We start from the raw sequence: 19,710 nt of genomic DNA on the forward strand, positions 1-19,710 counted from the left end.
ATCGATCAGTTCTGGAGTCCGCGCACCAACTTCCGCACCGACGAATGGGGCGGCTCGCTGGAAAACCGTCTGCGTTTTGGCGTCGAAGTGCTGCAGGCTGTGCGCGAGGCGGTGGGCAAGGACTTCTGCGTGGGCCTGCGCATGTGCGGCGACGAATTCCACGAAGACGGGCTCGATCACGAACAATTGAAAGAGATCGCCCAGGCGATGGCCGAAACCGGCCTGATCGATTATCTCGGCGTGATCGGTTCGGGCGCGGATACACACAATACGCTCGCCAACTGCATGCCGCCGATGGCGCTGCCGCCCGAGCCTTTCGTGCATCTCGCGGCGGGCATCAAGTCGGTGGTGAAACTGCCGGTGATGCACGCGCAGAGCATTCGCGACGCGGGCCAGGCCGAGCGTCTGCTGGCCAGCGGGATGGTCGATCTGGTTGGTATGACGCGCGCGCAGATCGCCGATCCGCATATGGTCATCAAGATCCGCGATGGCCGCGAGGACGAAATCAAGCAATGCGTGGGCGCGAATTACTGTATCGACCGCCAGTACAACGGTCATGACGTGCTCTGCGTGCAGAATGCGGCGACCTCGCGCGAGGCCACCATGCCGCATGTGATTGCGCGCACACGCGGGCCGAAGCGCAAGGTCGTGGTGGTGGGCGCGGGCCCGGCGGGCCTGGAGGCGGCGCGCGTCGCGCGTTTGCGCGGCCATGACGTGGTGCTGTTCGAGAAGGGCGACGCCGTGGGCGGCCAGATTCTGCTGGCTGCGAAGGCACCGCAACGCGAGCAGATGGCCGGCATCGTGCGCTGGTTCGACATGGAGACGAAGCGCCTGGGCGTGGACCGGCGCATGGGCGTGGAAGCCGACGAGGCGGCCATTTTCGCGGAGCAACCCGATATCGTTGTGCTCGCAACCGGTGGTTCCAGCTTTACGCAACAGGTGCCGGCATGGGGCGTCGCCGAAGGGCTGGCCGTGAGTTCGTGGGACATTCTCTCGGGCCGCGTGGAGCCGAAGCAGAACGTGCTGGTCTACGACGGCGTGAGCACGCATGCGGGTGCGGGCGTGGCCGATTTCATCTCCAGCCGCGGTTCGAACGTGGAGATCGTCACACCCGACGTGAAAGTGGCCGACGACGTGGGTGGCACCACCTTCCCGATCTTCTACCGCCGGCTTTACGCGCAGGGCGTGATCCATACGCCGAACTACTGGCTCGACCGCGTGTACGAGGAAAACGGCAAGAAGATCGCCGTGCTGCGTAACGAGTACACGGAGGAGCAGGAGGAGCGCGCCGTCGATCAGGTGGTGATCGAGAACGGCAGCACGCCCAACGACGCGCTCTACTGGAAGCTCAAGCCCGAGTCGCTCAATCGCGGCCAGGTGGACGTGCACAAGCTCTTTGCCGCCGAGCCTCAGCCGTGTCTTTCGGAAGAACTGGGCAATGGCCGCTTCCTGCTGTTCCGCGTGGGCGATTGCATCTCCCTGCACAATATCCACGGCGCGATCTACGACGCGCTGCGTCTCGTCAAGGACTTCTGAGCCATGAAGCCTGCCTACCTCATCACCGCGCTGCTGTGGCTTTCGATGGCGGGGCTCGCGTTCGCGGTCGCGAAGCGTGCCGCCTACTGGCGGATCGGGCGCGCGGCGGCGCCAGGAGCCTACGGGAAATTTGGCGTCGGCAATCTGTTCAGTATACCGAAGCGTTATTTCGTCGACCTGCACCATGTGGTAGCGCGCGATCCGTACATTGCGAAAACGCACGTTGCTACAGCCGGGGGCGCGATTGGCGCACTGGTGTTGGTGTTCATCAACTATGGGCTGGCGATCTATTCGCCGTGGCTCGACAAGCTGATCCTGCTGGCCGCGCTGGCGATGCTGGTGGGCGCCGTGTTCGTGTGGCGTCGCCGGAACGCGAAGCAGGTGCCCGCGCGCCTCTCGCGTGGGCCCTGGAATACGCTGCCGTGGATGCTGGGCGCGTTCGCGCTCGGGATTGCGCTATACACGGCTGTGCCTGCGGACGCGATGTCTGGCGCATTTGCGCTGATCTGCGCGCTGCTGATCGTGATGGGCGCTTACACCATGACGTTTGGCGCGGCGCAGGGTGGGCCGATGAAGCATGCAGTCGCTGGGCTGCTGCATCTGGCGTTTCATCCGCGCCAGGAGCGTTTTGCTGCGGATCGCACGGCGTGGACCGGCGCGGGCGAAGCTACGCCGCCAACCGCGCTCAAGTTGCCCGATATCGAGCAACAGGAATACGGCGTCGCCAAACCCGTTGAATTTCGCTGGAACCAGTTGCTCAGCTTCGACGCCTGCGTGCAGTGCGGCAAGTGCGAGGCCGCTTGTCCGGCCTTCGCGGCGGGCCAGCCACTCAATCCCAAGAAGCTGATTCAGGATCTCGTGACCGGCATGGCGGGCGGCACGGACGCGGCCTACGCCGGCAGCCCCACGCCCGGCATTCCGGTGGGCCGCCATAGCGGTCAGCCCGACGGCCCGATCGTCTCGGGCCTGATCGAGACGCAGACGCTCTGGTCCTGCACCACCTGCCGTGCCTGCGTGCAGGAGTGCCCGATGCTGATCGAGCACGTGGACGCCATCGTCGATATGCGCCGCAACCAGACGCTCGTGCATGGCACGGTGCCGGGCAAAGGCCCCGAAGTGCTGGCCAATCTGCGCGAGACCGGCACGATGGGCGGTTACGACAAGGCCGCGCGCTATGACTGGTCAGTGGATCTGGAGGCGCCGGTGGCGCAACCGGGCAAGCCCGTCGATATCCTGCTGGTGGCGGGCGAGGGCGCGTTCGACATGCGCTATCAGCGCACGTTGCGTGCGCTCGTCAAGGTGCTCAACAAGGCGGGCGTGAACTACGCGGTGCTGGGGCCGAGCGAAGGCGACACGGGCGACGTGGCGCGGCGTCTGGGCGACGAAGCCACCTTCCGTCAGATGGCGCGGCAGATGATGGGCACGCTCGGCGCGCTGCAGTTCGGCCGCATCGTCACTGCCGATCCGCACGTCATGCACAGCCTGCGCAACGAATACCGGGCGCTTGGCGCGCGCTACGAAGTGCTGCATCACACCACGCTGCTCGCGGAGCTGGCCGACCAAGGCCGCATCGAGCCGAAAGCGCTCGAAGCCTTGCGGGACAAACGCACGACGTATCACGACCCCTGCTATCTGGGCCGCTACAACGGCGAAACCGAGGCGCCGCGCAAATTGCTCAAGACCATCGGCATTCGCGTGGTGGAGATGGAGCGCAGCGGCATGCGTGGACGTTGCTGCGGCGGCGGAGGCGGCGCGCCGCTCACCGATATCCCCGGTAAGCAACGCATTCCCGATATCCGCATCGCCGACGCGCGCGCCGTGGGCGCCGATGTCGTCGCGGTCGGTTGTCCTAACTGTACGGCGATGCTCGAAGGCGTCGTGGGTCCGCGCCCCGAAGTCCTCGACGTGGCCGAACTCGTTGCCGCCGCGCTGGAGTGAAGCGATGAACGCCATCAAACGAATCGATCCGCGCCGGCCTTTCGTCATTACCGCCGACGGGCTGCGGCGCATCACGCTGGGCGAGACGGGCAGCGCCGACCTCGCCGCCTTGCAGCGCGCCTCGCATGGGCATGGCGCGACAGCGGCAAAACCGCGCCGCGAAGTGCGCGAGCGCAAGCACGTGCTGCTGGCGGTCGCGCACAGCGAACGCGGCGCACTCGACGATCACGCCTGCCAGACGATTGCCGCCGCCGCGCTGCTGGCCGATGCCCAAACCGAAGTCGCGCTGCTCGTATTCGGCGAGTTGAAAGAAGATGTGGGGGCGCGTGGCGTGGACAAGCTCATCGAATTGCCGGGCTTCGAGCGCCGTGCCTTCGCACCCGAAAACGAATTGCGTGCATTGCAGGCCTGCGCGGCGGCGCTCGCGCCGAAACATGTGCTGCTGCCCGATAACGCCTATGGCGACGGCGATCTGGGCCGCCGCTTTGCAGCCGCCGCTGGGGCGAGCGTGGCCACGCATGTGGTCGAAATCGACGCGAATCACGTGGGCGTCTACGAACAGGCGAAGCGCGCCTTCGCCACGCGCGCGCTGCCCGATGTGATCCTGCTTGCGCCCAATGCGGTAGAAACGAAGCTGCCCTTCGTTGGCGCGGGCGAAAGGCTGGCGGGAGATTTTATCCGCCCGGCCAGCGCGCTTGCGCAGCCGTATCGCGATCTTGGCCTGGAGGAAATCGACGCGGCGCAGGTCGCGCTGGAAGAGGCCGATTTCATCGTCGCGGCGGGCAATGGCGTAAGCGACGTCGCTGCCTTCGAGCGGCTGGCGGGCGTGTTCGGCGCGGCCATCGGCGCGAGCCGCGTGGCCGTGGATAACGGCCACTTCACGCGTGACAAGCAGGTAGGCGCGACTGGCAAGACGGTGGAGGCGAGCGTGTATATCGCCTTCGGCATCTCCGGGGCCGTGCAGCATTTGCAGGGCATCAAGGACTGCCGCCACGTGATCGCGGTGAATACGGACGCCAGCGCGCCCATCGCGAAGCGCGCGAACCTCACCGTGGTCGGCGACGCGCAGGCGACCATCGCCGCGCTGATCGCGCAGGTGCAGGCCGCGCGTGCGGCACGCCAGCGAGGAGCCGATGCGATTGAAGAACGCAAGCCAGCAGGAGTCGCCGCATGAATGCCAACGCCAACGCAAATTTGAAAAGTATCGCCGTGCTGGTTTCCACGGGGCGTCATCCCGTGAGCGGCGCGCCGCGCTACAGCCGCAACGACGCGGCCGCGCTCGAACTGGGCCGCAAACTCGCGCAGCGACACGGCGCGCAACTCGACGTGATACATGCGGGCGATCCGGCCGATCCGGCGCTGCCCGACTACCTCGCGCTGGGCGCGCAGCAGGTTGAAGTGCTGGATTGCGCGCCGATTGACGATATTGCGCAGACGCTCGCCGCGCGCGTGCGCGAGCACGATCTCGTGCTCACCGGCACGCGCGCCGAGGGCGCGCACGACAGCGGCATGCTGCCGTATCGCGTCGCGGCGCTGCTCGGCTATGCGCTGGTGGGCGCGGCGGTGGATCTCGAAGTCGAGGACGCTCACGCGCGCGTGCGCCAGTTCCTGCCCAAGGGTTTGCGCCGCCGCGTGGAAGCGAAGCTGCCCGTGGTGGTGGCTGTGCATCCGCTCGCCGAGGCGCGGCCCGCTTATGCCTACGCGCGGCTGCGCGCAGGGTCGGTTCGGCCGTCGGCCGGAGCGCGCATCGCCGATACGCAAGCCGCCGCCTGGCAATCTGGCCCCGTCGAGCGCAAGCCCGTGAAGTTCGCCGCTGCCGAACGCCGTTCGGGCCACGCCCGCATGCTCGGCGCGACCACCACCGAAAGCCGGGGCGGCAACGTCGTAAATGCGGGGACTTCGGTCGAAAAAGCACAAGTGATTCTGGCGTATTTACGCGAGCATCAACTCATCGACGACTGATTCCAGCGGGACGCCAGCGACCCGCGCGAAAGCGGTCCGTAACAACGCCAGCACTAGACAGACGCATTTAACAGAGCATCAGGGACGCAGAATCCGGAGCACACGATGAACGTATCGGCAAACGTAGCGGCACACATGCGCGAGTTGTTGGAGCGGCGCAAGACGGGTTACAGCCTCGAAGCGCCTTTCTATCTGAGCGAGGAGATTTTTGCGCTCGATATGCAGGCGATTTTCAGGGAGCACTGGATTCAGGTGGCCGTGGAACCGGAAATCCCGGAACCGGGCGACTATGTGACGGTCGAGCTGGGGAGCGACTCGATCCTGATCGTGCGCGACGACGACATGCAGGTGCGCGCCTTCCACAACGTCTGCCGCCATCGCGGCGCGCGCCTGTGCAACGAGGAGAAGGGCACGGTGGGCAATATCGTCTGCCCGTACCACAGCTGGACCTATAACCTGAACGGCGATCTGATGTTCGCCGAGCATATGGGCGAGCAGTTCGATCGCTGCAAGCACAGCCTCAAGAGCGTCCACGTACAAAACCTGGCAGGCCTGATCTTCGTGTGTCTGGCCGATGAACCGCCTGCCGATTTCGACCTCATGCGCGCGGCCATGGAGCCGTACATGCTGCCGCACGATCTGGCTAACTGCAAGGTGGCGGCGCAGGTCGATATCGTCGAAAAGGGCAACTGGAAGCTGGTGATGGAGAACAATCGCGAGTGCTATCACTGCGTCGCGAACCATCCCGAGTTGACGATTTCGCTCTACGAATATGGCTTCGGCTATCAGCGCTCGGCCGCCAACGCAGAAGGCATGGACGCCTTCGAGCGCACCTGCGTGGAGCGCGCGCGTCAGTGGGAGCAACTGGATCTGCCCTCGGTGGAAATCGAAAAACTGCTGGACGTGACGGGCTTTCGCACGCAACGGCTGCCGCTCGACCGCAGCGGTGAATCGCAGACGCTCGATGCCAAGGTGGCCTGCAAGAAATTGCTCAGCGAGTTCCGCAGCGCCGATCTGGGCGGCCTGTCGTTCTGGACCCAGCCCAATTCCTGGCATCACTTCATGAGCGATCACATTGTGTCGTTCTCGGTGATTCCGCTTTCGGCGGGCGAGACGCTGGTGCGCACGCGCTGGCTTGTGCACAAGGACGCGCGCGAGGGCATCGATTACGACGTGGCGAATCTCACGGCGGTCTGGAACGCCACCAACAATCAGGACCGCACGCTGGTGGAGTATTCGCAGCGCGGCGCGGCCAGCAGCGCCTATGAGCCGGGCCCGTATTCGCCCTTTACTGAAGGGCTCGTGGAAAAATTCTCGGCCTGGTATGTGGGTCGTATGGCCGCCGCGCTCGCGCGCAAGCGGTCCATTCCCCTGCGCGTGGAAAGCATGGAAAGCCTGGAAGGCGGAGTCTGACATGATGCGAGATGCGGCCCAATTCGATCCCGCCCACAGCCGCGTGACGCGCCCGGCGTTCTGGGGCGCGCTGCCGGAGAAGTGGACGAGCGACGCCGAAGAGACGCTGGAATGCTGCCAGGTACGGCAGGAAACGCATGACGTGAAGAGCTTTTTTCTGCGCTCGCCGCAAGGACGCACATTCTCGTTCGAGCCGGGGCAATTCATCACGCTCGAACTGGAGATCGACGGCGAAACGATTAATCGCTGCTATACGATCTCGTCCTCGCCTGCGCGTCCGCACACGCTGTCCATTACGGTCAAGCGCGTGCCGGGCGGCAAGGTTTCGAACTGGCTGCACGACAACCTCATGCCGGGCGCGCGGATCCGCGTGCTGGGACCGGCGGGCGAATTCACCTGCGCGCGTCACGCCGCGCCTAAGTATCTCTTTCTTTCGGCGGGATCGGGCATTACACCGCTGATGTCGATGAGCCGCGCTTATCACGATCTGGCCGAAGATCGCGACATCGTGTTCGTACACAGCGCGCGCACGCCCGACGACGTGATCTTCGCGCGCGAACTGGAATTGATCGCCGCGAGTCACGCGAGTTTTCGCACTTCGTTTGTGTGCGAGCGTGTGGGCGCACGCACGCATTGGTCGGGCGTGACCGGTTTTCTCACGCTGCCGCTGCTCAAGCTGATCGCGCCGGATTTCATGGAGCGCGAGATTTTCACCTGCGGGCCTGCGCCTTATATGAAGGCCGTGCGGGGTCTGCTCGATGAAGCTGGCTTTGCACGCGAGCGCTATCACGAAGAGAGTTTTTCGTTCGAGACACTGGCAGCCAGCGACGCGTCTTTGAGTGCGCCCGTTGACGAACAGGCGGCGTCCACGGACACCGCCACCTTCAAGGTGACGTTTGCAAAAAGCCATCGCGAGATTGCCTGCGGTGAACACCAGCATGTGCTCGCGGCGGCGCGCGAGGCGGGCGTGCGTCTGCCCGCGTCCTGCACCCAGGGCATGTGCGGCACCTGCAAGGTCAAGCTGGTATCCGGTCAGGTGGAGATGAAGCACAACGGCGGCATTCGTCAGCGCGAAATCGATCAGGGCATGGTGCTGCTGTGCTGCAGCACGCCGCGCTCGGATCTGGTCGTCGATAAGTAAATTGCAAATGCGTCCGCAAATGCGCACCGCGTCGCCGCTGGACAAGATCGCGTCGGAAAACAACGGTATTGGCTATTTGTGACGGGTGAATCTGGAGGTGTAGGGCGCTGATGCCCGAATCACAGGAGATTGCCGTGAAGCTGCTAGGGAAATGGTTGGGCATGGGTGTGGTGTCGGTGGCGCTGGGCGCAAGCGCGCTGGCGGACAGCAAGCCGACGCTGAAAATCGGCTACGTCGAAGGCTGGGACGACAGCGTGGCGACGTCGAACGTGGCGGCGCGCATCATCGAAAAGCGCCTCGGTTATCAGGTCGAACTCGTACCGGTGGCTGCCGGCATCATGTGGCAGGGCGTGGCGCGCGGCGACCTGGACGCCACGCTGTCCGCCTGGCTGCCGGTCACCCAGGGCGCGTACTGGGATCAGTTCAAGGGCAAGGTGGTCGATCTGGGCACCAACTTCACCGGTGCGAAAATCGGCCTCGTCGTGCCGCAATACGTGGCGGCAAAGAGTATCGACGATCTGAACGCGCAGAAGTCGGCCTTTGCCGGGCGCATCGTCGGCATTGACGCCGGTGCGGGCGTGATGGCCAAGACCGATCAGGCGATCAAGCAATATGGTCTGAACTATGCGGTGATGCCCAGTTCCGGCAGTGGTATGACGGCGGAACTGGCGCGCTCGGTGAATGCGAACAAGCCGGTGATCGTGACGGGCTGGACGCCGCACTGGATGTTCGCCAAATACAAGCTGCGCTTCCTTGACGATCCGAAGAATGTCTTTGGCGCGGCCGAACACGTGGACAGCGTGGCCAATCCAGGGCTGGAAACCAAGGCGCCGCCGGTGGTCGCCTTCCTCAAGAAGTTTCAATGGAAGCCGGGTGAGATCGACAGCGTAATGCTGGCGATCCAGAACGGCACCAAACCCGAAGCCGCCGCCGACAGCTGGATCGCCGCGCACGGCGAGCGCGTGCAGGACTGGGTGGCGTCCGCGCAATAACGCAACGAACAAAAGACACATAGTCAGGTATCCGAAACGTGTCGCCGCTCGCTGCGCCGGCATGCTTGTTCAGCACAGCGCAGGCCGGCGCCTGCATCACGAGGAGATGGACTCGATGAAATCCCCCAAGATCGTGGTTGACGGACTCTGCAAGGTGTTCGGTCCCAACCCCAAGGTGGCGCGCGAGATGTTGGCGCGCGGCGCGACCAAGGACGAACTGTTCCGCCAGACCGGATACGTCCTGGGCGTCAACAACGCGAGTTTCGAAGTCCAGGAAGGCGAGATTTTCGTGCTGATGGGACTGTCCGGCTCCGGCAAGTCCACGTTGATCCGTCTCATCAACCGCCTGGTCGAACCGACTGCGGGCCGGGTGGTGATCGATGGCCGCGATATCGCGGCGGTGCGCAAATCGGAACTCGTTTCGCTGCGCCGCACCGACATGAGTATGGTGTTCCAGTCCTTCGCGCTGATGCCGCAACGCACGGTGCTCTCCAACGCGGCGTTTGGCCTGGAAGTGGCGGGCGTGAGCCGCAAGGAGCGCGAGCGCCGCGCGCTGGACGTGCTTGAGCAGGTTGGATTGGCTGCCTTCGCGCACAAGCTGCCCGCCGAGCTGTCGGGCGGCATGCAGCAGCGCGTGGGCCTTGCGCGCGCGCTGGCCGTGAATCCTTCGCTGATGATCATGGACGAGGCGTTCTCCGCACTCGACCCGCTCAAGCGCAAGGAAATGCAGAACGTGCTGCTGCAATTGCAGAAGGAGCAACGCCGCACCATCATGTTCGTCTCGCACGATCTGGAAGAGGCGCTGCGTATCGGCAGCCGCATCGCCATCATGGAAGGCGGGCGCATCGTGCAGATCGGCACGCCACGCGAGATCATCAGTAATCCTGCCGATGAGTACGTGCGCGCTTTCTTCGACGGCGTAGATACGAGCCGTTACCTCACCGCAGGCGATCTGATGCAATCGGAACGTGTGCCGCTGGTGCGCTCGCTGGACGCCACCAGCGTAGCCGCATCGCTCAACGGCAGCGCCGATTATGCCTTCGTGCTGGATGCCGAACGCCGGATCAGCGGTTTCGTCACGCGCGACGCGATTGGCGTGGCGAAGCCACAGCTCAAGAAGATCGAATGCATTTCGCGCGGCGCGCCGCTCGAACAGGTCGTTTCGCGTGTGTGCGCGAATCCGGTCGCGCTGCCCGTAGTCGACGACGAAGGCCGCTTCTGCGGCTCGATCGATCAGGCGGCCGTCCTCAAGGTCATGATGCGCAACGGGAGTCACCACCATGTCTGAGATCATTCCGCTTGGCCGCTGGGTGGACCAGTCGGTCCACTATCTGCTGGACCACGACGCCAATACCTTCGACGCTATCGGCCGTGCGATCGAGAGTTTTGCCAAGCTCATCGAACAGGGTCTGCAAGGCATCCCCATGCCGCTCCTGATGGCGATCTTCGTGGTGGGCGGGCTGTGGCGCGTGGGCTGGCGCTTCGCGGTGTTCGCGCTGGCGTCGCTGCTACTCATCTATGCGACCGGCTTCTGGGATCAGACCGTCGTCACGCTCGCGCTCACGCTTTCCTCGACACTGATCAGCCTCGTGCTGGGCGTGCCGCTGGGCATCTGGACCGCGAAGAGCAAACTCGTGCAGACCATCGTGCGGCCCATCCTCGACCTGATGCAGACGATGCCCGCTTTCGTGTATCTGATTCCGGCGGCGATGCTGTTCGGTCTGGGCCGCGTGCCGGGCATTCTGTCCACGGTGATCTTTGCGATGCCGCCTGCCGTGCGGCTCACGAGTCTGGGCATCCGTCACGTGAACCGCGAGATCGTCGAAGCGGGGCAGGCCTTTGGCTGCACGCCGTGGCAACTGCTTTACAAGGTGCAGTTCCCCAATGCGCTGCCGTCGATCATGCAGGGCGTGAACCAGACCATCATGATGGCGCTGTCGATGGTCATCATCGCGTCGATGGTGGGCGCGGGCGGCCTGGGCAACGACGTGCTGGCAAGCATTCAGCGCCTGGATATTGGCCTTGGCTTCGAAAGCGGACTGTCCGTGGTGCTGCTGGCGATCATTCTCGACCGCATCACCGAAAGCTTCGGACGCGCGCCCGGTGCCGCAAAAGCGCCGCTGTTTTCAGGCATCAAGCAGGTGTTTCGCGTACGCGCCGTGCCCGCCGAGGCTTGACCTGAGTTTGTTCGTCCACGCTTGAAGAGGCGAGCCTGGCTCGCCTGAATCGTCTCCAGAGAAGGGGCGTAATGTGATTGCGGACATGAGCACGGAGATCGCTGCCGACATCGCCGAAGCAGCCCCACAGGGCCGCCAGGCATCGCCGCAGGAATCGACGTTCAAACATTTCGGGTTCCTGACCTTGCCACATTTTTCGATGATCGCGTTTTCGAGCGCCGTCGAAGTGCTGCGCATGGCCAATTACGTCGGCAACGGCGAGCATTATCGGTGGTCGATCTATTCGCTCGATGGGCAACCGGCGCGCGCGAGCAACGGCATCACCGTGCGCCCCACGCAGGCGCTCGACCCCGATAATCTGCCCGACGTGATGATCGTGTGCGGCGGCATCCACATCCGCGACGTGGTGGACGATGCCGTGCGCGCTGCGCTGCGGCAGATCGCGCGCAGCGGCAAGCCGCTGGGCGGTATCTGCACGGGTGCGTATGCACTGATGTCGAGCGGTCTGCTCGATGGCTATCGCTGCGCGGTGCACTGGGAGAGTCTTTCGGCGTTGCATGAGGAGTTTCCGCGCGTGCGTTTCGCCGATGAACTCTTCGTGGTCGATCGCGACCGTCTGACCTGCACGGGCGGCACTGCGCCGCTCGATCTGATGCTCGATCTCGTCAGCGTGCGTCTGGGTCAGCCGCTGGCCGCGAAGGTCTCCGAGCAATTCATTCTCGAACGCATTCGCAGCGCTAGCGACCTGCAGCCGATTCCCGTCGATGCGCGCGTGGGCTTTTCGCGCGCCGAACTCGTCGAAGTCGTGCGGCTCATGGAAGCCAACCTCAAGGAACCACTTTCGCTCGAAGAACTGGCGCGCCTTGTGCGGCTCTCGCAGCGCCATTTGCAGCGTATGTTCAAGGCGTATTTGAATATTTCACCGGCGCACTACTATCTGACGCTGCGTCTCAAACGCGCGCGCGAACTGCTGCGCACGACCGATATGTCGGTGGCGCATATCACGTCGAATTGCGGTTTCAATTCGCCTTGTCATTTCAGCAAGGCGTACCGCGTGCAGTTCGGACACGCGCCGAGTTTCGAGCGGCGCGCGGGGCGGCCCTGAAACCCAGACGCAAAAAACGTCAGTCGGGATCGACTTCGAGCGGCGTAATGCCGGCTGGGACGGTGTTGCGCATGAAGTCGTCGAAGCTGGCCGTGCGCGTGTCTTCCTTACCGCTGCGTTGCTCGCGGAACATCATCGGCGGCACGCCAAACTGCTTGCGGAATTCGCGGCCCAGATGCGAGGCATCGGAAAACCCGCAACTGGACGCGATATCGGCCACGGTGCGATCGGAACTGGTTAGCAGCCACGCGGCAGTGCGCAGGCGCAGACCGTTGGCGAACGCGCGCGGACTTCTGCCGGTTTCGGCCTTGAAAAGCCGCTCAAGCTGACGCGGCGACAGATTGAGTTTGCCCGCAAGTTCTTCGAGCGGCACATTGCGCCCGACGTGCTGCTCCATCAGCAGGATCGCGCGCTTGACCTTGGGATGCGTGGCCGGATCGAGTCCCGGCGGATGCGGCTGCGGCGCGTTGCCTTTCTGCAGTTCGCCGACCAGCAGGATGCGCAAGGCTTTCTGCACCGTCGCGTGATCGAAGTGGCGCAGCAGAATGGCCGCGGCGACGTCGATCGAAGCGCGGCCGCCCGAACAGGTGATGCGGCGGCGATCGATCACGAACAGGCGGTCGGCCACCAGCGCATCGGCATTGACGGCCGGAAAGCGCTCGATGAAATCCCAGTAGTGGAACCAGCTCACGCACACGCGATGACCGTCGAGCACGCCCGCGCGCATCAGCGTGAATGCGCCTGTGCAGATGCCCACCAGCGTCGCGCCGCCCTGGGCCGCCGCGCGGATGAAGCGCAACGTCTCTTCGCTCGCCTGCGGGCCGGAATGCAGCAGGCCGCCCACCACGACCACATAATCGAACTCGCTGGCCTCCGCGAAGGTCTCCCACGGCGCTATCTGGATGCCGCAACTCGCGCGCACGGGCGTGAGCGTTTCGCCGACGATGCTCCACGAGCAGCGCACGGGCTTGCTGTAATCGCCATCGTCGGCGGACAGGCGCAGCATGTCCACGAAGCCCGAAAAGGCCGTGAGCGTGAAGTTCGGCAACAGCACAATGCCAAAGCGGATGCGGCCTTCGGATTGGGCCGATGCTGATGAGGCGGGCGGGACGGGTTCGGCGTGCATGGTGGCGTGTCGGTACGGCGGCAAGGGGTGCAATCGGATAGTCGATTCTGGCTTGAAAGACCAAGCCCGCGTGGCAAGCGTCGCCGATCCGGCGCACGCGCACTTGTCATTTTGCGCCATCAATCATCGCGAATGCGCGCGCGGCGGCGCGATTCCACGCTCATGCCGCGCCTGTTCTATCGGCGGCGGGGCCGCCAGGCGATGCTGGCGTGACCGAACCCGCCCAGCTCGCCGCGACCAACGCCAGTATGCGCCCACAGACCATCGAACTTTCCGAACGCGCCACCGCTGGCGATGCACAGGCTGCGCTCGCCTTGCTGGAGCACAGCATGGCGCGTGGGCATCGACGTATTGCGCTGCTGCGCTATCTGCACGCGCAATATCTGAGCGCGCCCCTGCAGGCGCGCCATCACGATTACGTGCAGCGTGTTGCGCAGCGCCTGAGCGCCGAAACGCTCGCTAGCCTCGCCGCCGAGGCCAGGCGCCGGCGCGGCGCGTAAGCGCCCTCACAGCACGACGGTCCTCGCGCCGTTGATAAACACGCGATGCTCCAGCACGGCCTTGAGCGCGCGCGCGAGCGTCACGCATTCCAGATCGCGCCCTACAGCCAGCAGGCGGTCGGGTCCGTAGGCGTGATCGACGCGCTGGACTTCCTGCTCGATGATCGGACCTTCGTCCAGATCGGCGGTCACGAAATGCGCCGTCGCACCAATCAGTTTGACGCCGCGCGCGTGCGCCTGGTGATAAGGCCGCGCGCCCTTGAAGCCGGGCAGAAAGGAGTGGTGGATATTGATCGCGCGGCCCGCAAGCTTCGCGCTGGTGGCGTCGGAGAGAATCTGCATGTAGCGGGCGAGCACGACCAGTTCCGCGCCGCTCGTTTCGACCAGCTTGAGTAGCTGCGCTTCCTGCTGTTCGCGCGTTTGCGCATTGACGGGCAGATGATGGAACGGCAGCCGATGCTGCTGCGCAATTGATTCGAAGTCCGGATGATTCGAGGCGATGCCTGCGATATCCATTTCCAGTTCGCCCATGCGCCAACGGAACAGCAGATCGTTGAGGCAATGTTCGAGTTTCGACACGAGGATCAGCACTTTGGGGCGGCGGCGCAGGTCGTGGATCGCCCAGTCCATGCCATGTGCGCGGCCGGTGGGCGCGAAGTCGTCGCGTAGCGCGGCGACATTCAACGCTTCCTGCGTGCCATTGCCCGCGACTTCGTGAAAGACGCAGCGCAGGAAAAAGCGCGCGCTTTCGGCGTCGTCGAAAACTGTAAGTTCGTCGATATAGCAGCGATGGCGGTCGAGCAAGGCCGCCACGGCGGCCACCTGGCCCGCCGCGCTCGGGCAGGAGAGTGTGAGGGCGTAGCCGTGGGGGCGCGGCGGCGTTGAAAGGGGCGCGGTCATGGGATCTCCTGGTGTCGTTGGCCGCGCGGCGCTGAAGTCACGTTGACTTCGCGAGCGGGGATGACTTGAACGGTACGGCAGAGGTGGGGTGGCGCATAGAACGATCGCGCTAAGTTGTTGGTATGGGGACGCCACGGGGGCGAAAGACTGTTTCTGGTAGTTGCGCGCTTCCGTGGTCGAACGCTTACTGACACGTTTCGGTCACCAGAAAGACGTGCTTGCCGAGCGGGCGTACGTGCCACGCGACGATATGGCCGAATGCAAAGCGATCACGTCTGGCAGCGGCGACGGGAACGGTTGGGCGTGTGTGCATACGTTTCTAGTTCGGCTTCGAGACAAGATTTTGAAGTATGCGTTAAAACTGCGCAGCAGCATTCACGAGGAGAATCGATGAGCGACCACACCATCTATATCGTCGACCGGGACGCAACGCTGGAAGAGGCGCCCGCGCTAGCATCCAGAGTGATGCAATGGCTGGAAGAGCAAGGCATTGCGGTTCCCGCGCCGGACGCGGAGGTCGCCTTTGCTCCCGCCACACACACCGCAGGCCCCAACGCTAGCGCCTGGGTCGAGTGGCTGGACGAGTGGAGCCGATGCGGTGTGGTTGCCCAAACTGGCCGCCAGGTATTTCATACGGGCGGTAATGGCGTGGACGGTCTCGAATGCCCCCGCTGCAGGACGATGCATGGCGCCGATGACATCGCCTGGGGCGAAGCGGTGGACGCGTGGTACGAACAAGAAGACGATCGCCTGGCGTGCCCGGCTTGTGCAGAATCATCCAGCATCACCGACTGGCGATTCGCGGATATGGCATGGGGATTTGGAAACCTGGCGTTCGCTTTTGATGGAATCGGCGTCGAGCAGAAACTCGCCGACGCGATTGGCGCGGTTCTCGGCCATCGCGTCGTGCTTGTCTATCAGTCAATCTGAGCACTTCACTCTTCCAGTCGACCCACCTGCGTCACCAGCAACTGATGCAGCGCGCGCATATCGACGGGCTTGACCAGGTGAAAGTCGATGCCCGCTTCTCTCGAGCGCCGCCGGTGCTCTTCCTGGCCCCAGCCCGTGAGTGCAATCAGCACGACGTTTGCCCCGGCGGGATGTGCGCGGGCGCGCTGCGCGACTTCAAAGCCGTCCATGCCCGGCATGCCGATATCGAGCAGCACGGCGTCCGGCGGCCAGCTATCGAACATCGCCAGCGCGGCTGGCCCGTCGCGCACGATGCGCACCTGCGCGCCGAATAGTTCGAGCAGCACACCCAGGCTATCGGCGGCGTCGCGGTTGTCGTCGACGATCAGGATCTTGCGGCCAACCAGCGTCTGCGTAGGCAGCGCCGAGGGCTCGTGAGGCTCGCCGCTGCGCGCGGCCAGCGCCATCGGCAGGCGCACGATAAATTCGCTGCCGCGGCCCAGGCCCTCGCTGATCGCTTCAACGCCGCCGCCGTGTAGCTCGACGAGGCTGCGCACCAGCGTAAGGCCCACGCCCAGGCCGCCCTGGCCGCGGCTATAGCTGCGTTCGCCCTGAGTAAAGAGATCGAAGACCTTGGGCAGCATCGAAGCGGAAATGCCCATGCCGTTGTCGCGGACCGATACCACGGCGTTGCTGCCATGGCCGTCGCGATTCTGATCTTCACGGTAGGCCGTGAGCCAGATTTGCCCACCCGCATCGGTGTATTTCGCGGCGTTGTTAAGCAGATTGGCGACGACCTGCGACAGCCGCACCGGGTCGGCTTCCAGCACGATCGGCTCGGGCGGCAGGCTCACCGTGAGCCGGTGCCCGGCGGCGTCGATCAGCGTGCGGCTCGTTTCGATGGCCTGGCGCAGCACCGCGCCCAGATCGACGGTTTCCTTACGCAACGCGATCTTGCCGCCCATGATGCGCGAGACCTGCATGAGATCGTCCACGAGGCGGACCATATGATCGAGCTGGCGCTCCAGCATGTCGTGGGTGCGCTGCGCGGCCGTGCTGTCGGCACGCGCGAGGCGCAGGATGTGCAGGCCGTTGCGGATCGGCGCGAGCGGGTTGCGCAGTTCGTGCGCGAGTGTCGCGAGGAATTCGTCCTTGCGGCGGTCGGCTTCGCGCAGCGCCTGTTCGGCGGATTTGAGCTGCGTGACATCCTGCACGACCACACAGGCGCCGATCACCCGCGCGGAGCCGTCGCGCAGCGGCGCGGCGCTCGAGCGCATCCAGTGCTGTTCGTCCGCGTCGTCGGTATAGCGCATTTCGAGGCCGGGCATCACCGTTTCGCCGCGCAGCGCGCGCCGGCCGGGCCAGTTTTCGGGCGCAACCGGGTTGCCCCACTGGTCCCAGGCGCGCCAGCGCGCAGCCTGCCCGACGTGCATCGAGGGCACGCCAACCGGCAGCCAGCGCTTCATCGCCGCGTTGCTCAAGGTCCATTTGCCAGACAGATCCATCACCCCGACGCCCGCCGGCAGTTGCTCGATGATGGTCAGCAGACGTTTTTCGTTGGCGCGCAGGGTCTCGTTGGTCTGCTCGCGTTCGTGCGCGAGCTTCAGGTGCGCGTCGACGCGCGCGAGCAGTTCGCGCGCCGAAAACGGTTTGACGAGGTAATCGTCGGCGCCCGCCTGCATGCCTTCGATCTGCGCCTCTTCGCCGGCGCGCGCGGACAGCAGGATCACCGGCACCGCACGCGTGCGCGCATTGGCGCGCAGCGCGCGCAGCAAGGCGAAGCCGTCGAGGCCCGGCATCATTACGTCGGCCAGCAGCAGCGCGGGCGGCGCGCGGTGCACGCTCGCAAGCGCGGCTGCGCCGTCGTTGACCGTCTCCACGTCGTAGAGCGGCGCGAGCAGGCGCTCGACGTAGTGGCGCATGTCGGCGTTGTCGTCGGCCCAGACGATGCGCGCACGTGCGGCTGGCGCGGCAAGCGTTGCGGGCGCCGCTGCGTTGGGCGCCGTCGCGTCGGGCAGCAGCGGCGGCGCGTCGCTGGGCAGCCAGTTCACGATCTCTTCGACGTAGGTCGAGCGTGGGTGGGCGGGCAGCTCCGTTTCGCAGGCCGATTCGATCCGCTCGGGCGCGAGGTGGGCGCAGCCTTTGGGAATCGTCACCGTGAAGGTGCTGCCCTGGCCCGGCGCGCTGTCCACGCTCACGGTGCCCGCGTGCAGCTTGACCAGTTCCAGCACCAGCGCGAGACCGATGCCGGTGCCTTCGTGAGTGCGGGCGCGCGCGCCTTCGATGCGATGAAAACGCTCGAAAATATGCGGCAACTGTTCTTCGGCGATGCCGGTGCCGGTGTCGCGCACCGTCAGTTCGACGTTCGCGCCCGCGTCGTGCAGCTTCACTTCGATCTCGCCGTCGAGCGTGAACTTGAATGCGTTCGACATCAGGTTGAGCACGATCTTTTCATACATGTCCCGATCGACGTAGACCGGCTCGGCCAGTGCCGGACAGTCTACGGTCAGGAGCATGTCGGCGCGCTCGATCGCGGAGCGGAACACGCTCGCCAGTTCCGCCGTGAGCCGTGCGAGATCGGTCGGCGCGTAGCTTGCGCGCTCGCGTCCGGCTTCGATGCGCGAAAAGTCGAGCAGCGAGTTGACCAGCTTCTGCAGGCGCAGCGCATTGCGATGAAGCATCTCGACGCGCTCGCGCGGCCACGCTTCGTCCGGTTGCGCGAGCGCGTCTTCTAGCGGGCCGAGCAGCAGCGTGAGCGGCGTGCGGAATTCGTGGCTCACGTTGGAGAAGAAGGCCGTCTTGGCGAGGTCGATTTCGGCGAGCGCTTCGGCGCGGCGGCGCTCCTGCTCGTAGTCGAGCGCATTCGCGACGACCGAGCCGGTCTGCCCGGCGACCAGATCGAGGAAGGTGCCGTAGGCGCGTTCGAGCGGGCGGCGCGGGCTCACGCCCAGCACGATCAGGCCGCAGATGCTGGCGTCGCCGCCCCAGCGCAGCGGCAGCACGCGTGCCGTGGCGCAGACTTCGGGCCATGCGCCGCCGGGCGCTTCTAGCTCGCGCGCGCTTAGATCGACATCGACGGCCCGGCCCGTGCGCAGCACTTCTTCAAGCGGCCAGGAGCCGGGGTCGTGCACGGCGGCCGCCGCCCGCGTCTTGCCGACGCCCGTCGAGGCCAGCCGTTCGAAACGCGTTGCACCCGCCGCGGGACCGCCTGATGCCCCGCTGGCTGCGTGGCAGCGATAGACGATGGCAAACGGCACGTCGTAGCGGTTCTGCGCGAGGACGCCGGTGGCATGCTCGCAGGCCGCGACGATGCCCGCCTGCGGCGTGCGCACGCCAAGCATGCGCAGCGTTTCCAGCCGCCGCGCGCTGACGACGCGCTCGGTGGTCTCGGTGCAGGGGCAGAACACGCCTTCTACGGTGCGTCCGTCCGCCGCGAGGATCGGGCCGTAGGTGAAGGTGACATAGACCTCTTCGCGCGGCAGGTCGCGATCGAAGAAGTATTGGCCGTCGTCGGACCAGACGGCCTTGCCTTTGCGCATCACGCCTTCGAGCATCGGGCCGATGCTCGGCCAGATTTCGCTCCAGCATTCGTGGCCTGGCTGGCCGAGCGCAAGCGGATGTTTGGCCGCGCCGAGAAAGGGAATGTAAGCGTCGTTATAAAGCACCCGGTAGTCGCTGCCCCACCAGATCACAATCGGAAAGCGCGAACTCAGGCACAGGCTCAGCGCGGCGCGCAGACTCGGCGACCAGCCGCCGGGGCCGCCCAGCGAGGTGGCTGTCCAGTCGAACGAGCGGACCCGTCGGGCCATCTCGCCGTGTACGGGCAGAAATCCGAACGGGTTGTCCGGCTCTGCGGTGCGCGCCGTCTTGAGGTTTTCCATCGAGGGTTCTCGCGATGCTCGGGGTCAGGTTGCGGGCCTCGCGCCCATGCGAACCTGACAACTCCCCAGCACGGCTCGCTCCCGGCAGGCGCGAGAAACGCAAGTGCCGCGCGCGCACGCCCAGGCGCGC

15 protein-coding genes are annotated in these 19,710 nt (G+C 65.1%); 12 read left to right on the forward strand and 3 right to left on the reverse strand.

Translation table 11 applies throughout. The features are described from left to right. The 10 genes from VG320_RS06315 to VG320_RS06360 all read left to right on the forward strand — a co-directional run. The coding region (locus VG320_RS06315; RefSeq protein ID WP_327199279.1) for an FAD-dependent oxidoreductase at positions 1-1,536 on the forward strand (1,536 nt) is incomplete at its 5' end. 3 nt (positions 1,537-1,539) lie between these two features. Beyond that, a complete protein-coding gene (locus tag VG320_RS06320; RefSeq protein WP_327199280.1) occupies positions 1,540-3,474 on the forward strand; it encodes a (Fe-S)-binding protein in 1,935 nt (644 codons plus the stop codon). 4 nt (positions 3,475-3,478) lie between these two features. After that, the gene (locus tag VG320_RS06325; protein ID WP_327199281.1) at positions 3,479-4,648 is read left to right on the forward strand and encodes an electron transfer flavoprotein subunit alpha/FixB family protein; all 1,170 of its coding nucleotides are present in this window, start codon (positions 3,479-3,481) and stop codon (positions 4,646-4,648) included. Further along, positions 4,645-5,436, forward strand: a complete 792-nt coding sequence (locus tag VG320_RS06330) for an electron transfer flavoprotein subunit beta/FixA family protein (protein ID WP_327199282.1) — start codon at positions 4,645-4,647, stop codon at positions 5,434-5,436. The genes VG320_RS06325 and VG320_RS06330 overlap by 4 nt, the downstream gene beginning before the upstream one ends. 105 nt (positions 5,437-5,541) lie before the next feature. After that, positions 5,542-6,849, forward strand: coding sequence for an aromatic ring-hydroxylating dioxygenase subunit alpha (locus tag VG320_RS06335; protein WP_327199283.1), 1,308 nt, complete (start codon positions 5,542-5,544; stop codon positions 6,847-6,849). Between the two features lies 1 nt (position 6,850). Further along, positions 6,851-7,990 (forward strand): hybrid-cluster NAD(P)-dependent oxidoreductase, encoded by a 1,140-nt coding sequence (locus VG320_RS06340; RefSeq protein WP_327199284.1) that lies wholly within the window; start codon positions 6,851-6,853, stop codon positions 7,988-7,990. A gap of 134 nt (positions 7,991-8,124) precedes the next feature. Further along, the gene (locus VG320_RS06345) at positions 8,125-8,982 is read left to right on the forward strand and encodes a glycine betaine ABC transporter substrate-binding protein (RefSeq protein WP_327199320.1); all 858 of its coding nucleotides are present in this window, start codon (positions 8,125-8,127) and stop codon (positions 8,980-8,982) included. A gap of 115 nt (positions 8,983-9,097) precedes the next feature. Beyond that, positions 9,098-10,270: a glycine betaine/L-proline ABC transporter ATP-binding protein gene (locus tag VG320_RS06350; RefSeq protein ID WP_327199285.1), complete on the forward strand. Its 1,173-nt coding sequence runs from the start codon at positions 9,098-9,100 to the stop codon at positions 10,268-10,270. Then, complete coding sequence (choW, locus tag VG320_RS06355) at positions 10,263-11,159, forward strand: choline ABC transporter permease subunit (protein WP_327199286.1); 897 nt, start codon at positions 10,263-10,265, stop codon at positions 11,157-11,159. The genes VG320_RS06350 and choW overlap by 8 nt, the downstream gene beginning before the upstream one ends. An 85-nt stretch (positions 11,160-11,244) precedes the next feature. Next, the gene (locus tag VG320_RS06360; RefSeq protein WP_327199287.1) at positions 11,245-12,264 is read left to right on the forward strand and encodes a GlxA family transcriptional regulator; all 1,020 of its coding nucleotides are present in this window, start codon (positions 11,245-11,247) and stop codon (positions 12,262-12,264) included. A 19-nt stretch (positions 12,265-12,283) separates the two neighbouring features. Here the strand turns inward: VG320_RS06360 and VG320_RS06365 are convergent, their stop codons facing one another. Then, the gene (locus VG320_RS06365; protein WP_327199288.1) at positions 12,284-13,390 is read right to left on the reverse strand and encodes a GlxA family transcriptional regulator; all 1,107 of its coding nucleotides are present in this window, start codon (positions 13,388-13,390) and stop codon (positions 12,284-12,286) included. 248 nt (positions 13,391-13,638) lie between these two features. On the opposite strand from VG320_RS06365, the gene VG320_RS06370 reads away from it, so the two are divergent. Then, a complete protein-coding gene (locus tag VG320_RS06370; protein WP_327199321.1) occupies positions 13,639-13,890 on the forward strand; it encodes a hypothetical protein in 252 nt (83 codons plus the stop codon). Positions 13,891-13,896: 6 nt separating this feature from the next. On the opposite strand, the gene purU is transcribed toward VG320_RS06370, so the two are convergent. Beyond that, complete coding sequence (gene purU, locus VG320_RS06375; protein ID WP_327199289.1) at positions 13,897-14,790, reverse strand: formyltetrahydrofolate deformylase; 894 nt, start codon at positions 14,788-14,790, stop codon at positions 13,897-13,899. Between the two features lie 390 nt (positions 14,791-15,180). Between purU and VG320_RS06380 the strand changes: the two genes are divergently transcribed. After that, a complete protein-coding gene (locus VG320_RS06380; RefSeq protein ID WP_327199290.1) occupies positions 15,181-15,720 on the forward strand; it encodes a serine/threonine protein kinase in 540 nt (179 codons plus the stop codon). Between the two features lie 5 nt (positions 15,721-15,725). Here VG320_RS06380 and VG320_RS06385 read toward each other — a convergent pair whose 3' ends face one another. Beyond that, positions 15,726-19,580 carry an ATP-binding protein gene (locus tag VG320_RS06385; protein WP_327199291.1) on the reverse strand — a complete coding sequence of 1,285 codons (3,855 nt, stop codon included), beginning with the start codon at positions 19,578-19,580 and terminating at the stop codon, positions 15,726-15,728. Positions 19,581-19,710: the final 130 nt, after the last annotated feature.

Source organism: Paraburkholderia sp. (assembly GCF_035948235.1).
Taxonomy (GTDB): Bacteria; Pseudomonadota; Gammaproteobacteria; order Burkholderiales; family Burkholderiaceae; genus Paraburkholderia.